Origin of the sequence: uncultured Butyricimonas sp. (assembly GCF_959596855.1) — a bacterium.
Lineage (GTDB): Bacteria > Bacteroidota > Bacteroidia > Bacteroidales > Marinifilaceae > Butyricimonas > Butyricimonas muris.
This window is the reverse complement of record NZ_CAUFYA010000031.1, coordinates 19799-35181: the sequence shown is the minus strand read 5'-3', so window position 1 is coordinate 35181 and position 15383 is coordinate 19799. Positions and strand designations below refer to the sequence as shown.

The following is a 15383-nucleotide window of genomic DNA, read 5'->3' as shown; positions in this document are numbered from 1 at the left end:
ATTACCACACACCTATAATCACACAATATAAGGGAAGCCCACACCATATGGTATGAGTATCCACTACTTACTGTTGTGATTATTAGTCTTCAAGGTGGTAATTTTAGGACTATCACGAGTAAGAAGCAAACACTTCTTTTTCTAGTATGTCTTGATTAAACTTCTATTTCATTAGCAATCATTTAACTGTTACTACCGCAAAGTTATGACTTTTCAGCAATAAACAATCATTTAAAAGCTATTTTAGAAGGTTTTCAATCCATGCTAGTACCACAGGCATGAGCTTGTATCCTTGTTTGTGTTCAATACACTCCAGAAGAGGAAAGAAGTACTTCAATCCTTCATTCTTGATGGCAAATGTACCACATTTCTATCATTTGTCCCTGATTCTCATATCAATTCAATTTGAAAGCCCCAATCTTTACCAGAAAGGGGCTTGAAACAACAATAAAACAATCACACGAGGGATACCCCTCATTCATCCTTGGCTATAACACATATCATTATTATCCAGATAATAACATGAACAATAGCCTCGATAATCATATTCATTAGACCATATTTATCTTGTACAACTTTAAGCCTGTTATCTAAAAGCTACTCCAGAATAGGGTATTGTTGATAAACAGGGGATACATCAACCCTTCTAGACACTATAAACCACCTTCAACGCGTAATCACGTCTTTAATTCCAGTGGCAGGTTGTATTCACTTCTCCTTTATTAAACAATGGAAGTGAATACATGGCTCACTTTAATGATATAATCTATTATTATATACCCAAGTGAGCAATGTCGAATTTTTCCTGTTTAACCTTATACGGTGTAACATCAATTTTTTCGACACTATAAAATTTCCCATCATAATGGATAAAATGTAACTGGTAGCTCCAGAAGTTGAGTTATGGTGAAGAGAATTACTGGATAAACCATGAATACTCGTTTCTTTCATTTAGAGCCTTGTTTAGCCCTTCTGTCAATTGGGTGGCATTAAGAGCCCTATCAATGAAATTATCAATGTAGGATGACTTGTTAGCCCCTGTAAGAAGGTTGTAGACTCTCCACATGCTGATTTCCCTGTTGCCTTCTTGAATGGCAAAGTTTTCATCATTGTAATATGCCTTGGCTACAAGTCCTATCTGGGTATCAGTCATAAGCATTGAAGGCAGCCTCTTCTTCTGCTCACTGGGTAGGAATTGATACATCCTGCTCTTTCCCAAGAACTGTGCAAACTGGCTTTCAGTCATGTAACAATCCTTGTAAGTAGCCATGTTGTGAAGGTGTTGGGCTGCATTATACTCGTGAATTAGCCTTATTGTGGCATTAAACAGGTCTGCAACACTCGTCACCTTCAACTCTGACTTGTACCCGTCGGTTGAAACACACATGTTGCAGCAAACCATGTTCTTGAAGCCAATAAACACCTTGAACTTCTCGATGCCCTTCTTGCTGTAAAGATTTTCATGATTGTAAGTCCTAACCCCTCCAACAGTGAGATTGAGCCTGTTGCCCTCTATATCCTCGTGAATGGAGGGGATTTGAATACAAAACATCATTCTTTCATAGTAGATGGTCTTGTCTTCATCCAGCAAGTCTTTCACTGGCTTGTGAATGGCATCCGGTGTTCTACCTTTAATAACATGGCTAACCCTGATGGAGGGTTCTTCAATCTCTTCCCTTGGAAATGCTTGATTGGCAGCTTCCCAGACAGTTTCAATGAAAGAAGGGTGAGAGATGGTTATTTCATTATCCTTGCTGAATACAGGCACCACGCAATCATTTTTCAGGTGTTGCATGGTGGCTTCTCTAGTGTTTGCCTCGATGAAAGGAAGTTGCCTCTCTATTAATATAGCATCTTCTGGAGCCCCTTTCATTACTCCAGTTTCAGGAGCAACAGGTGGAGAGCCTGCTCCAGCATTGTAGGTAGTGATGATGCTTGGATAAATATTAGTTCTGACGGGCTGTAATAGCATTGTTTCCATATCTTGTAAAATTAGGTTGGTAATTGATACTGGGTTGTTTCATGGCTTCTTGTAGTTGGACTCTCCTCGTGGTGAAGTCACTTGATAATTGAATGTTCCATTCAGGGTAGGCATGGTAAATAGTGGTCAGTTCTTCAATGGTTCTGGCTTGGTTAATCTTGCTTTTAACTATCTCCATGCTTACCCCTTCATTGCACCAGTCTAAAATAGCCTGTCCTGTAGTGGGGGTAATGATAAACTCTGGTTTATTTACAAACAGTGCTGTTCTATCCTTTGATGCAATAACTTGATGCTTCATGTTGATATCAAACACTATGGTAAACTCGTAATCTATCCCATCTCTCATGACAGCCTTTAATCCCACTTTCTCTGGAATCATCTTGCCATTTTTTTCACTAAGTACATAATCCTGCTTACACCTCATTGTGCAAATAACATGGCTTGGGGATTGTAGAATCTTCTGCATGAAGGCATTAATTCTTGGTGTAATCTTCTGCCAGTTAGTGAATGAATTGCCTTGTAGATTAGCATGATACTCCAGAAGGTTATCCCAACACTGGGAGATACTGTCAATGATTATCACCTCCATTTTAGCCTCTTCACATATCTTTATAGCTTCAATATAAGTTTCAGGTGTGAAGTTGTCTTGAAGGGGTAAAACATTGTAGTTACCTAAACTAGCATATAAATCAGCACTTCCATTCTCACTGTCAATGATGGCTATTTTAGTCCAGTCACCACAAAGTCCATAAGCTAACAATAAGGCTGAATAGGTCTTTCCTGAGCCTGCACAGCCTTGAAGGGCAAGCTTTATCTTGGCTTGCTTCTTTGATGATACTCTTAAATTTAACATGAATATATTCTATTAATGATTAACTACTTAGAAAAATGAAAAAGGCAGTCAGACTATTAATCCAACTGCCCTTCTGGAGTGTATTCATTAGCTATTACAAGGTAGCCAATGTAGTAGCCCCTCCTTCTCCTTTCTGGTGCAACAAGAAGAACATCTCTCCAGTTGTAGCGGAGCATACTTCAGAAATTACTGGTACTGTTAGTTCTCCTGTTTCTACCTTCCTTGAACAAGCACCAGTTTCAAAGCCATAGACAAAGAAACATTTGCCAGTGTGTTCATTCCTTTTCACTTCAATCTTTTCTACATTGTGGTGTGCTTTAAACTCTGCTACACTCATTGTTTTCACGAACTTTAAATCTCTTTCCATGATTGTGAATTTATTATTGTTGTAGGGGGGGGCTATCCCCACCTGAGTGATGGGGAGGGTGATTGGGATGGAGTATATCACGTTTATAGTAACATGAAAACTTGGATAAATGCTAAATTTTTTTTTAATAATTGAGTTCAAGGCAGTAAATATAGCTATATATTACCAGTGTGATAAATAAAATATCCCCTGAATTAGTGATAAAAACAGGGGATATGAGGTAATAGAGGCTATTTAATAATGATTCTCTCGTGTTTATAATCAATTATCCAATTATACTTATCAAAAAAGTCTGTTCCTAGTAGACCTGCAATATCAGGTGCAAGATTGGAAGTTATTGTTTTCATTTCATAACAAAAGACCTCAAAATCTTGTTGGGCAATAGTAATATTGATGCTTCTTAGTATTAATTCGTATCTATCTCCAACAACTCCAAAAGCTTCAGTTTTTCTCCTGCATTTCTTATAAGATACTCCTTTTAGAGCCTCTCCTGTTATTGAAGTGCGAGAACAACCTGTATCAATTATAAAACATAATGTTTTCCCCGAGCAACTACAATCTATCGTGATGTAACCCTTATCTTTATAATCAGTATTAAAAGGGATGTAAACTTGATGAAGTTCTCTCTTTACAAACTTTGTAATAATAAGCCCTTCTACAATTACAATTAAAACAAGTAAAATAATAATCCAAATCATAGTATATTCAATTTAGTATTTCAACTTTAAGCTTAGGTAACAAACCAGTACTTTCAGTAAGAACTTGTTCCATTATCTTGTTTACAAATTCAGTATTATTAACAGTAGTACAGATTGAATCATGAATAGTGAATACAGGTACTTGATGATACCCTTCTTCCCATATTCTCTTGCAGCACCTGTGCAATATAATTTCACTTTCAATGGATTGTAATAAGCAAGCCAAATCTTCTTTGTGATTCGATTTAGTTAGCCTGATAAGTTCATATATACTAGGAAAATGCTGATTGAAAACTCTCTTCAACTTGGCATCTACTTGATGAAAGTACCTGTTGCTTGAGAAGAAAACTACTAGTATCATTGTTTTAACAGTATCTCTATCAACTAGGTTGCTTGTGCTCCTTGAGTTTATTATATTTACCATGTAGTCATATATTTCTCCTTCTGATGCTTTGGTGATATACTCCTGTACCTGTTCAAGGTTTAATGAGTGCAAATAGTTTACAATATTAGCTATTTGCTCTTCTGAGAACCTTTCTTGGATATTAGGGGGGAGTATCCCAATGTTTAAGTTTAAACTAGAGTTCTTATCCCAAAATAAAGGGTTTAGGAGTAAGCATAGTAGATATGGTTGACTGTTGGCTATATCAATATTGACTAAAGGAGTCCCATTATACGAGAGAAACTTCCTGTAATCCTTTTGCATATTAGTAATGGCAGAATGAAGCCTGTGGACATTAGAATCTATCTTGACATTATATTCTCCTAGGGCAATAGATGATATGTTATGCATTATAGCATTATATTGGCTTCTTGGATACTTTCTGCAAGTATAGTTTCCATGACTTTTGTCCCTGTTTATATCCCATGAGGAGACTCCAGACATGAATTTTTTTTGCATGATAATATAAGCATGTTCGGATGCTTTGGGTTCATCAATACGTAATAGCTTTTGTTCATACCAGTAAGATAGATAAGGAAAGTTTAGTAAAGGGTTGGGTATATATTGTTTAGTTGCTTCATCATATATCTCTGATGGGATAGCTTCTATTTGTTCACCTTGTTGAACTGTAGAATAGGTGTATTTTATTAAACGAGTTTCTTTATATTGAGGTGCAAACTTGAAGCCTCTGGAGATTTTGCCGGGGATATAATGTCCATCACAAGTAAATACTTCAGTTCTGACCAAATAGTCAAGATAAGAGAGGTAATCTTTAAAAAACTTTCTAAGTAGTGGGGTATTGATGTGAACAAATCCATTCTCATCTATTGAATCTTTATTCTTTGCAGGAATAGAGCTGATTAAGCCAATAAGATAAATTAATCTCTCTTTATCAAAGTATGAACCAAGTGTTCTATTCCTGTTTATAGTTTTGATATGAACACCATCTGTGCAAGCAAAGTAGTAATTGGTGATGGGATAGGCTTGCAGATGGTCATCAATATTCAAGTTCTCGGGAATCATGGCAGTAAAACCAGCATATTTTAAAGGGATAGGTAAAGCACTAACTATAAGCTTCCGAAACCCTTGAGATGAAATCTCTTGAAGGATAAATCTCTTGGAATCTTCCCAAACTTTATCAACAATTAATCTTTGAATATCTTTATTTTTATCCATTATGATAGGAAATTTATTTCGGTTATAAATTTATAAAAGAATCCCTATAGTCCAATCAACTACAAGGATTCTTTTTTAACCTCACTTCTGGAGCCTATAATGGTTCCTTGTGCTCTTGTTTGCTCTCTAGTTGCTTGGATAGCTGGAGCATATGGTTGCTGACATTTTTGTTTATCACTTGGGCATAAGATTTTTGAGTGATACTGATATTAGCGTGTCCCAACAATTTACTCACTATTTCGATAGGAACATTGTTATAGAGGAGGATTGTTGAAGCAAAGGTTTTTCTAGCCGTGTGATGCGTGAGTTTTTTCTTTATTCCCACTATCTCGGCTATTTCCTTCAAGTAGCTGTTCATCTTTTGGTTGCTGATAGTTGGTAATATGTACCCTTGCTCTCCCGCTTGATGATACTTTTGGATGATTTTTAATGCTTGTGGTAACAGGGGAATGTTAATCTCCCCTTGTGTTTTCAGTCTTATCATCTTTATCCATAGTTGATTATCAAAACCTTTTATGATATGTTCCTCTTTTAGCTCGAAAGCTTCATTGTAAGCCAGTCCAGTATACACGGAGAACATGTAATAATCCCTAACCCTTTCTAATCTCTCTTGAGCAAATTGGAAGTTTTCCAACTTCTTGACCTCTTCTTCAATCAGGAATACAAGTCGTTTTACCTCTTTTAGAGGCTTGTAGCCCTTGAAGGGATGTTCCGGGATGTATTTATATTTTACTGCCAGTAAAACAATCTGGTTGACTCTCTGGATGATTTTATTAATGGTGATTGGCTTGTGTTTCTTTTGAATTAAAAGATACTCTTGGAAGTCTTGAATAAACTTGAAGTCTAACTTCCTGAAAGATACATCATTGAGTTTATAATTATCATGGAGGTAATCTTCCACATGCTTGTAGACCTCCTTGAACTTTCTAAATGTCCTCGTGGTGTATTCACTTCCAACAAGTTCCTCCATTTTGGAGAGTCTTTCTTTGAATAGTTTTAATAAAGTGGGGGAGTTATCCTCGTACTCACCCTTGAATATCAGGTATATGTCTTCTATTGAATACGAGTTAGTTTTTTCAATCATTAACTTGGTTTCAGCTTCTGCCAGTTTGTTCCTAATCTGGTTTAGATGGAGGTTAATAGCTTCATTGTTAATTGATTTCCCTTTAGCTTTTTGTTTCATTTTATCCCATTCTCTAGTTGGAATGGCTATCCCTGTTGAGAATTGTTTCCTGAGGTCATCCATTACTATTCTACAATAGATTGTGGAGGCACCTTTGGCAGTCTGTTTTGAGGTCAATAAGTAGAATGAAATTTTGATTTTAGGTATCATTTTTATGTGCTTTAATGCACAGGTATATAGTGAGTTATATTGATTCTAGGTGTAAGTGAATTTTGATGCATCAACTTACACCTGAATTTATACCTGAACCCTCTCCATTTTGGCTCTTTTACCCTCTTGTTCATTAATGATAATCCTTACCAGTGATGTGTAGTTTTGTTGATAATTGATTGATAATTAATGTATTGTTGGTTTTGTGGAGCTAAACAAAAAAGCACTTACTTTTGTAAGTGCTTTAAAATGAGAGCGGAAAACGGGACTCAAACCCGCGACCCCCAGCTTGGAAGGCTAGTGCTCTATCGACTGAGCTATTTCCGCGAATGTGGGGAGAGCAGGATTCGAACCTACGAAGACGATGTCAGCTGAGTTACAGTCAGCCCCAGTTGGCCACTTTGGTATCTCCCCTTTGTTCAAAGAACGGTTGCTTTTGTTAAGCGGGTACAAAGATAGAGAGTTTTATTGAAAGTCCAAATATTGGGAGAGAAAATTTTGAAAAAAGATATTTTCGTCGTAAAAAAAGTACGGGGAAGTTCAGAACGAAACTTCCCCGTTACATCTTACCGTCACGAAGAGACCTATTTACGAGGACGATAAGTAATGTCAATTGTTTTTTCTTTTTGATCAAACGCTTTGTAGTGTATTCGGAGTTCGACAGAGTCCGTTACCTCGCTAAAGGTTTCCTTTAGCGGGAAACTCACGTAACCGTTTCTACTGGTGTTTTCCGGATCGTTGTAAGCGTTATGGCGGAATTCCAGTAATACCTTTCCGTCGGCAGTTTTTTCTTCATGCTTGGTGAGGTTTACCATGTGGGTAATGCTTCCGCCACCGCCGTAGAAAAAACGGAAAGTGATGAAGTCATTGGCGATCCAGTACTCGGGTAGTTCTATCGGATCCATTCCTAAACTGTCGCTGATGGCTTCTTTGTACGGTACGATCGGTTTCGTCAGTAATTCCTGCAAACCGTTTACTTTCACGTAATGATCCACGTCTGAGCCCGGGTTGGCATCCTGCAGGATCGTGAAGTCCGCGAATACTCGTGCGTTGTTTTCCAGTGAACGGGCGGGTACGTTCGAAACGGAGGGAAATAGCACGGGACCTTTATCCAAAAGGATTTGGTATTCGTTATCTCCGGTTTTCTCGATCGTGCCAAACTCTAGCCAAAATTTATCCAAGCTATACCCGTCATCGTTACAAGAGGAAAACGTGAGTGTAGTTATGATCAAAAAAATAATTAGCGTGAATGTGTTCTTGCTTTTCATTTTTTCCCTTTCTTGTTACTTGTTGTTATCACATCTGCCATTAAGCATCTATGCATTAGATGGATGATTAACAAAATGGTTGCGTTGAATAGTATTAAAATAAGTTTATAAAGTTCATAAGGTCCATAAAGTTCATAAGGTCGAAAGTCTGTGGACCCCTGCGGGGCGCTATACCAACGACAGCACAAGCTGCCGTTTTGATTTTGTCCGAAGGACACCCATGACTTTATGGACTTTCGACTTTACGGACTTTATAAATCTTATAAACCCTTACGCATTCTCGATCTTCCTTAGCGAGAACAAAAATTCCAATCCCCCGTCTTTCCTGTTTTTAGCTGATATTTCTCCTTTATGGAAAAGGACGGCGTTCTTTACGATAGAGAGTCCCAAGCCGGAGCCTCCGGATTGACGGCTGCGTCCCTCGCATACCCGGTAGAAACGTTCGAAGATACGGTTCAGATGGTTTTCATCGATGCCTCGCCCCGTGTCGTAATAGGAGAAATAATAGAATTCGTTGTCTTCCGTGTAATTGTTGATCCCGATAGAGATGTTTTCCCCGGCATAGTTGATCGTGTTTTCGATGAGATTACGGAATATGGCATACACGAGAGTCTTGTTTCCCTCGATAGAGATTGTCGGATCGACGCTATTTTTGACGGTGATGCCATGAGATACGATCGGCTCATGTAAATCCGTGATGGCTTCCTGTAGAGTGGCGTGGATATTGACTTGCTCTTTTTCAAACATTTCCGCAGCTTCTTCTGTTTTCGTGATTAAGGCAATATCCCGGATCAGATCGGATAATCTCACGACTTGCGAATAGGTGCGTTCAAGGAAAAAACTTTGTTTGTCGGGAGCGATATTCTGTTGTTCCAACAAGGTTTCGATGTAGCCGCGGATACTACTCACGGGGGTTTTCAGTTCATGGGCGATATTGTTGGTCATCTCTTGTTTCAACAAACGGTTTTTCTCGTTGTCAGAGATGTTGTTTAGCGTGATTTCAAAACTGTTATCCGTGAATATTAGTAGTTGAATGGCGAAGTGCTTGCCGGATTTGCTGATTTTATTCTGGTAAACGGGGATGTTCGCGGTGTTGGGGTTGACCGGGGTGTTGCGTTTCAGGAAGTCTGCCACTTCTTTGAAATCCGGTTGGTCGAGGAGTCCTTCCACCTTAAAGGTCGGTTCATCCAAAATCGTGTTCAGGTATTGGATAAAATGCGTGTTGGCGTATATCTTTTCTTGGTTGGCAGAGAAAATGGCGATACCCTCGTCGGAATAATGGAAATGGCGGAGTAATTTTTCTTGTTCCACGTTGATTTGCTTGTTGCTTTCTTCCAGTAGACGGTAGCTGTGGATGATTTTCTCTCCTATTTCTCCTAATTCCGTGTGCGGGAAACGAATATTTTTGTAGTCGATATTATGATTCTCCGCGGAGATAATGAAGTCTTTCAAGCCGGAGATAGCTTTCCCGAACCGATCGGATATGTAAATCAACGAGATTAGCGTGATGAAGAACAACAACGTGATGAAATAGAGGAATATATTGTCCGTTTTCAAGAAATTCTGTACCTCGATGTCGTAGGGGAGTGCAACCCGGATGTAGTAATTGATATAGTCTTTGGCGTAGTAATAATATTCTATTCCCGTGCTTCGCGAAAGACGTATGGCTGTACCCGTTTTTTGAATGGACGCGGATTGTATTTCGGGGCGTTGTAGATGGTTTTCTATCTCTTTTCCCGTGTCGAGATTGTTGTCATACAGGACTTTCCCGTCATGGCTGACTATCGTCAGGCGTAAGTTGGAAGGCATGAGCGTTAATACGCTGTTTAACGAGTCAACCCGATGTTTTTCAAGTAAATGATGTTGATGGATAAAACGAGCTATGATGTCTGAATAGTCATCCAGCGTGGTGCGTAGGGTTTCGGTCTTGTATTCCTTTTCCCGGTTCTGTTGGAAAAAGGTAATCACGATGGTGAATGCCGCGAATACAATGAAGAAGTAGATGAATAACTTCTGTTTATAGGATAATTTCATGGGAATAATTTTTTAAAGTTCTATACAATAGCCATACCCAGAGCGATTGATGATATGTTTTCCTTGGTCTCCGAGTTTTTTTCTCAGCCGGGTGATATGGACGTCTACCGTGCGTTCCAGCACGTAGCTGTCATCGTTCCATACTTTATTGAGAATATCTTCGCGGGAAAATATTCTTCCGGGGGCTTGTGCCAACATGTTTAATATCTCGAATTCTTTTTTAGTGATCGGGATAATACGGTCATTAACGGACACGCATTTCATACTTTGGTCGATATGCATCTCGCCGACGTCGATGATGGTTTTCTTACTCTCCGGGGAACCTGTTCGTTTCAGTACCGCTTTCACTCTTGCCGATACTTCTTTTATCGAGAAAGGCTTGGAAATATAATCGTCCCCGCCGATGCTGAAACCGGTGAGCATATCGTTTTCCGTGTCTTTGGCGGTAAGGAATATAACCGGGGTGGCATTGTGCAGGTCTTTGCGCATTTTCTCTGCCATTTTGAAACCGGACATTCCGTCCATCATGACATCCAGTAATATCAGGTCATATTCCTCGGGGAGCATCTTTAATGCCTGTTCCGCGGAAGGAGCCGTGGCGACGAAGTAACCCTCGCTCTCGAGATTGAATTGCAGGATTTCTCTTAAATCAGCCTCGTCGTCAACCACTAAAATGCGTTTTTTGTCCATCGTTTCAATTTTAATTGTTATGAATATGTTTTGCGTTCTTGCCTTCCATGAGATAGATAGCCGCTTCTGCTATATTCGTGGCATTATCGCCGATTCGTTCGATGTTGTATGACATGTTGCTCAGTGACAAGGCATCTAATAAATCTTGATCTTTGACGGTTCTACCCACGAAATGAAGAGGTATCTCGTGAACGATTTCTTTGTGGTTTTTGTCCACGATATCATCCGTGCGGATAATCTCTTTCGCCAAGTTTTCGTCTTCACACGTGAAAGCAAAGATAGCATTTTGTGTCATTTTTTTCACTATTTCCAGTTGCTTGCGAATGATTTCACGGAAGAGGGTATATAATTCCCCTTGGAGCTCGACTTCACGCAGGAAGTCCGCGATGTTTAAAAGCAAGTCCCCTATTCTTTCCAGATAGGCCGTCATGTCGTGATAAGACATGATTTTACGGCAATCGCTCGCTCTGGGGCAATAGAGTACGATGGAGTTGATCACTTCGTCCCGTATTTTTACTTCCAGTCCGTCGATGATTACTTCGTTGTGTTCTATTTTATCGTGTAATTCTGCGTCTTTATTACTTTCCGTGAGTGTGAACACGATATCCATTTGCTGGATAACGACGGTAGACAGTACTTCAAAATCTTCTTTTATTTTCTCGAGGTATTTTTCTCTTATTGTAGTCATAATATGAAATTTGATGATTTAAGATTGATGATTAGGGATTTACGATTTATGATTGTAGATTTATGATTTATTGTTTGAAATTTGAAATCATAAATCTGAAATCATAAATCGTAAGTTGTTATCCAAATTGTCCCGTCAAGTATTCTTCCGTGCGTTTGTCACTCGGGTTGGTGAACATCTTCCGGGTTTCATCATATTCAACGAGGTTTCCGAGGTACATGAACATGGAGTAATCCGAGATACGTGCGGCTTGTGACATATTGTGCGTGACAATCAAGATCGTGAACTCTTTTTTTAAATCGAGTAACAGTTCTTCTATACGGTTCGTGGCAATCGGGTCAAGGGCGGAGGTCGGTTCGTCCATCAGTAGTACTTGCGGTTTTAGCGAGAGAGCCCGCGCGATGCAAAGGCGTTGTTGCTGTCCCCCGGAGAGGAAAGTTCCTTTTTTGTGCAGGGCGTCTTTCACTTCATTCCACAGACCCACGTTCTGGAGGCTTTGTTCCACGAGTTCGTCTTTCTCCTGTTTGGAGAGGGAGATGCCGTTCAGTTTATATCCGGCAATGACGTTGTCGTAGATGCTCATGGTCGGGAACGGGTTCGGGCGTTGAAATACCATACCTGCCATGCGGCGTACCTCCATGGGATTGGTTTTCAATATATTCTTCCCGTTCAATATAATTTCTCCGGTGGTTTTTATATCCGGGTATAACTCGTGCATCCGGTTGATTGCCCGTAATAAAGTACTTTTCCCGCATCCCGAGGGTCCCATGATTGCCGTAATCTTTTTCTCGGCGATGTCTGCGCTCACTGACTCCACGGCATTTTTCCCGGGTGTATATGAAATAGATACGTTTTTCAGTTGTAGTATAGGATCTTTGATTTCCATGTTGGTTATGATTTTTGATTTTTGATTTACGATTGATGAATCTGAAATCGTAAATCAAAAATCGTAAATTATTGGATTCTCCATTTTTTAGCGATCTGTTTTGCTGTGATATTAAGTGTCAGAATCAAGAGCAGCAGGAATAATGATGAACTCCAGATCATGTCTATCAAGTTGGGATCGTTGTAGAATTCCCAAATTAATAGAGGTACCGCACTGGTAGGTTTCACGATATCCCAGTTGATTGTGGTACTTCCCAGAGCCGTGAGCATGAGTGGTGCTGTCTCTCCCATAACGCGGGAAATCGCTAAAAGGATTCCCGTGAACAGTCCCCCGAAGGCTGCCGGCAGTAATACTTTGAGTACGACACTCGTGTACGAGGCGCCGAGGGCGAGCCCGGCTTCTTTCAGGCTGCCTGGTAACATTTTTAATGTTTCTTCCGTTGAGCGGACGATCAAGGGGAGCATCATGATACTCAAGGCAACGCTTCCCGCCAAAGCGGAATAGCTACCGATTGGTTTGACGATCCATGCATAGGCGATAATGCCAATCACGATAGACGGACTACCTTGTATCAAATCCGTTAGAAAACGGGTGATATTGGAAAACTTGGTTTTCGGGTGTTCCGACAGATGAATACCTACCATGATCCCGATCGGGATAGCGATAACGGCGGCCAACACGACCATAAGTAATGTACCCGTGATTCCGTTAGCGATACCGCCGGGAATGATGTCACCCGTGTTGCGTGCTAACATGGCATCCAAGGTGCTGGGTGCGCTTTCCGTGAAAAAGTTCCAGTTGATTTGCTTGTAGCCTTTTCTGATGAGTTCCCATATAATAGCGAATAGGGGGACTACTGTCAGTGAGGCAAAAAGGCACGTGATGCAGAAGAATGCCTTGCTTTTTATCGTTCTATATTTTAGACTACTCATTTCTCTATCAGTTAAGTTTCTTTATAATGAGTTTCGCTATCAGGTTGATGATAGCCGTGATCAAGAACAAAAGCAGCCCGATAGCGATGAGCGAACTTAATTTCAGACCGTCCGCCTCGCCGAACTGGTTGGCTATGATACTTGCCATCGTGTTACCCGTGTCTGCAAATGAGGTCGATAGATTGTTCGTGTTACCGATTAGCATGGTCACCGCCATGGTTTCACCTAAAGCCCTTCCCAAGGCAAGGATGTAGCTGGCAAATACGCCGGAGCCCGCTGCCGGGAAAGTGACGCTTCTGACGACCTCGTAACGGGTGGCTCCAAGGCTATATGCGGCTTCTTTCAGTTCGTTGGGAACCATGGATATGAATTCGCTACTGAGAGAGGATGCATAGGGAATGATCATGATTGCCAGAATGATAGAGGAGGTTAATATCCCGAATCCTTGCGCGTTCACGCCCATTTCTATAATGAGCGGGCGGAAGGTATAAAATCCCCATAAACCGTAGACGATAGAAGGGATTCCCGCCAATAAATCAATGATAGAACTGATAAAAGTGGCTATTCTTTTGCCTTTGAAAAATTCTCCGGTAAAAAGAGCGACGGGTAGGGAGAACGGGATGCAAAATATTAATGCCAGAAAAGAGGTTAATAATGTTCCGACGATAAACGAGAGAGCCCCGTATGTTTCTCTGTCCGGGTGGGGATCCCATTCTGTTGAACCGATGAACTGGAAGAATCCGTACTGACCGAATGCGGAGAGAGAACCACTCACCAGAGAGTAAATCATTCCGGCACTGATCAAAAGTATCAAGATGCAACAAATGGAAAGTAACCGTTTAAAAATAATATCACGCATTAAATAATAATTTAAGTTACAAGTTGCAGGTTACAAGTTTCAAGTCGGGTGCCGTGGAGAACCTGCAACTTGCAGAGCCGTAGGCTCAACTTGTAACCTGTAACTTTATTATTTAAGGACTTGTTTGCCCTCGAAACTTATAGAGTTTAATAGTGCTTTGGCGTTGTCCACCGCGGATTTTGGGAGTGGGGAGTAGTGTACTTTTGTTGTTAAAGCTTGTGCCTCGGGGCTTAACATCCAGTCCAGTAATTTAGCAGTGGCTTGAGCCTGTGCCAAAGTTCTGTTGGCGTATGCCTGTTCTTTGTAAAGGATAATCCACGTGAAACAGCTGATGGGATACGCGTCCGGTGCGTCCGAATTGGTGATCATGGTACGGGTATCTGCCGGGATATCCCCTTTTGCCGCGGCAGAGATACTTTCGGTATTCGGGGTGATGAAGTTCCCGGAACTGTTTTTCATTTGTGCCATCGGGATATTCAACGAGAACGCGTATTCAGAGCCGATGTACCCGATTGCTCCCGGTGTTTGACTGATCGTTCCGGCTACGCCCGGGTTTCCTTTGGCTGCCAGTCCTACCGGCCATTTCAATGACTTTCCGGTACCCACGTTCTCTTTCCAGTTTGCGCTTACCTTGGTAAGATAGTCGCTGAACACGAAGGTCGTACCACTACCGTCCGAGCGGTATACCGGGGTAAGTTCTTTGTCCGGGAGGGTAATGCCGGGGTTCAATTCTTTGATTTTGGCATCGTTCCATTTGGTGATTTTACCCAGATAAATATCGGCAACCACCTCTCCGGATAACTTCAAATTTTTCACTTCCGGCAAGTTGTATGCCAGTACCACGGCACCCATGCAAGTGGGGATGTGTATCGCGGTATAAGGCATTTCTTGCATTTCGGAGTCGGAAAGATAGGCGTCCGAGCCCCCGAAGTCAACAATTTTATCTTTCAAGCTTCTGATTCCGCCGCCACTACCGATTCCCCCGTAGGTTACCGTGTTGCCGGTCTTCTCTTGGTAGGTTTTGAAGGCCAGATTGTAGAATGGCAGAGGAAATGTAGCTCCGGCGGCAGCGATATTCATTTTCTTGTCTTCGGAACCCTTGTTTTTCTTTGAGTTGCCGCAAGATGCAATCGCGATAGCTAGAAGAATAATAAATAAGTTTTTCATTTTTGATTG

General features: G+C 40.8%; 14 protein-coding genes and 2 tRNA genes. All 16 read right to left on the bottom strand.

Annotation, left to right across the window (positions count from 1 at the left end):
- Nucleotides 1–916: 916 nt before the first annotated feature.
- On the bottom strand, nucleotides 917–1981 hold the full coding sequence (locus Q5866_RS13550; RefSeq protein WP_303180769.1) for a DUF3871 family protein: 1065 nt from the start codon (nucleotides 1979–1981) through the stop codon (nucleotides 917–919).
- A complete protein-coding gene (locus Q5866_RS13545) occupies nucleotides 1947–2834 on the bottom strand; it encodes an AAA family ATPase (RefSeq protein ID WP_303180767.1) in 888 nt (295 codons plus the stop codon). Before Q5866_RS13545 ends, Q5866_RS13550 begins: the two co-directional genes overlap by 35 nt.
- Before the next feature lie 94 nt (nucleotides 2835–2928).
- The gene (locus Q5866_RS13540) at nucleotides 2929–3201 is read right to left on the bottom strand and encodes a hypothetical protein (RefSeq protein WP_186976134.1); all 273 of its coding nucleotides are present in this window, start codon (nucleotides 3199–3201) and stop codon (nucleotides 2929–2931) included.
- 230 nt (nucleotides 3202–3431) lie between these two features.
- Entirely contained in the window at nucleotides 3432–3899 is a 468-nt protein-coding gene (locus tag Q5866_RS13535) for a hypothetical protein (RefSeq protein WP_303180765.1), read from the bottom strand.
- A 7-nt stretch (nucleotides 3900–3906) separates the two neighbouring features.
- A complete protein-coding gene (locus Q5866_RS13530) occupies nucleotides 3907–5517 on the bottom strand; it encodes a hypothetical protein (RefSeq protein ID WP_303180763.1) in 1611 nt (536 codons plus the stop codon).
- Between the two features lie 94 nt (nucleotides 5518–5611).
- Nucleotides 5612–6850 carry a site-specific integrase gene (locus Q5866_RS13525; RefSeq protein ID WP_303180761.1) on the bottom strand — a complete coding sequence of 413 codons (1239 nt, stop codon included), beginning with the start codon at nucleotides 6848–6850 and terminating at the stop codon, nucleotides 5612–5614.
- Between the two features lie 254 nt (nucleotides 6851–7104).
- Nucleotides 7105–7177: transfer RNA gene (locus tag Q5866_RS13520), tRNA-Gly, on the bottom strand.
- A gap of 5 nt (nucleotides 7178–7182) precedes the next feature.
- Nucleotides 7183–7264: transfer RNA gene (locus Q5866_RS13515), tRNA-Tyr, on the bottom strand.
- A gap of 170 nt (nucleotides 7265–7434) precedes the next feature.
- Nucleotides 7435–8118 (bottom strand): NigD-like protein, encoded by a 684-nt coding sequence (locus Q5866_RS13510; protein WP_099290576.1) that lies wholly within the window; start codon nucleotides 8116–8118, stop codon nucleotides 7435–7437.
- Between the two features lie 270 nt (nucleotides 8119–8388).
- Nucleotides 8389–10152, bottom strand: coding sequence for a cell wall metabolism sensor histidine kinase WalK (locus tag Q5866_RS13505; RefSeq protein ID WP_303180760.1), 1764 nt, complete (start codon nucleotides 10150–10152; stop codon nucleotides 8389–8391).
- A gap of 12 nt (nucleotides 10153–10164) precedes the next feature.
- Nucleotides 10165–10842: a response regulator transcription factor gene (locus Q5866_RS13500; protein WP_099290574.1), complete on the bottom strand. Its 678-nt coding sequence runs from the start codon at nucleotides 10840–10842 to the stop codon at nucleotides 10165–10167.
- A gap of 10 nt (nucleotides 10843–10852) precedes the next feature.
- Complete coding sequence (locus Q5866_RS13495; RefSeq protein WP_303180759.1) at nucleotides 10853–11530, bottom strand: PhoU domain-containing protein; 678 nt, start codon at nucleotides 11528–11530, stop codon at nucleotides 10853–10855.
- 118 nt (nucleotides 11531–11648) lie between these two features.
- Complete coding sequence (gene pstB / locus Q5866_RS13490) at nucleotides 11649–12416, bottom strand: phosphate ABC transporter ATP-binding protein PstB (protein WP_227216186.1); 768 nt, start codon at nucleotides 12414–12416, stop codon at nucleotides 11649–11651.
- Between the two features lie 68 nt (nucleotides 12417–12484).
- Nucleotides 12485–13348: a phosphate ABC transporter permease PstA gene (gene pstA / locus Q5866_RS13485; RefSeq protein WP_186976786.1), complete on the bottom strand. Its 864-nt coding sequence runs from the start codon at nucleotides 13346–13348 to the stop codon at nucleotides 12485–12487.
- 7 nt (nucleotides 13349–13355) lie between these two features.
- Entirely contained in the window at nucleotides 13356–14207 is an 852-nt protein-coding gene (gene pstC, locus Q5866_RS13480; protein WP_303180758.1) for a phosphate ABC transporter permease subunit PstC, read from the bottom strand.
- A gap of 108 nt (nucleotides 14208–14315) precedes the next feature.
- Nucleotides 14316–15374: a phosphate ABC transporter substrate-binding protein PstS gene (gene pstS / locus Q5866_RS13475; RefSeq protein ID WP_292268459.1), complete on the bottom strand. Its 1059-nt coding sequence runs from the start codon at nucleotides 15372–15374 to the stop codon at nucleotides 14316–14318.
- Nucleotides 15375–15383 lie beyond the last annotated feature (9 nt).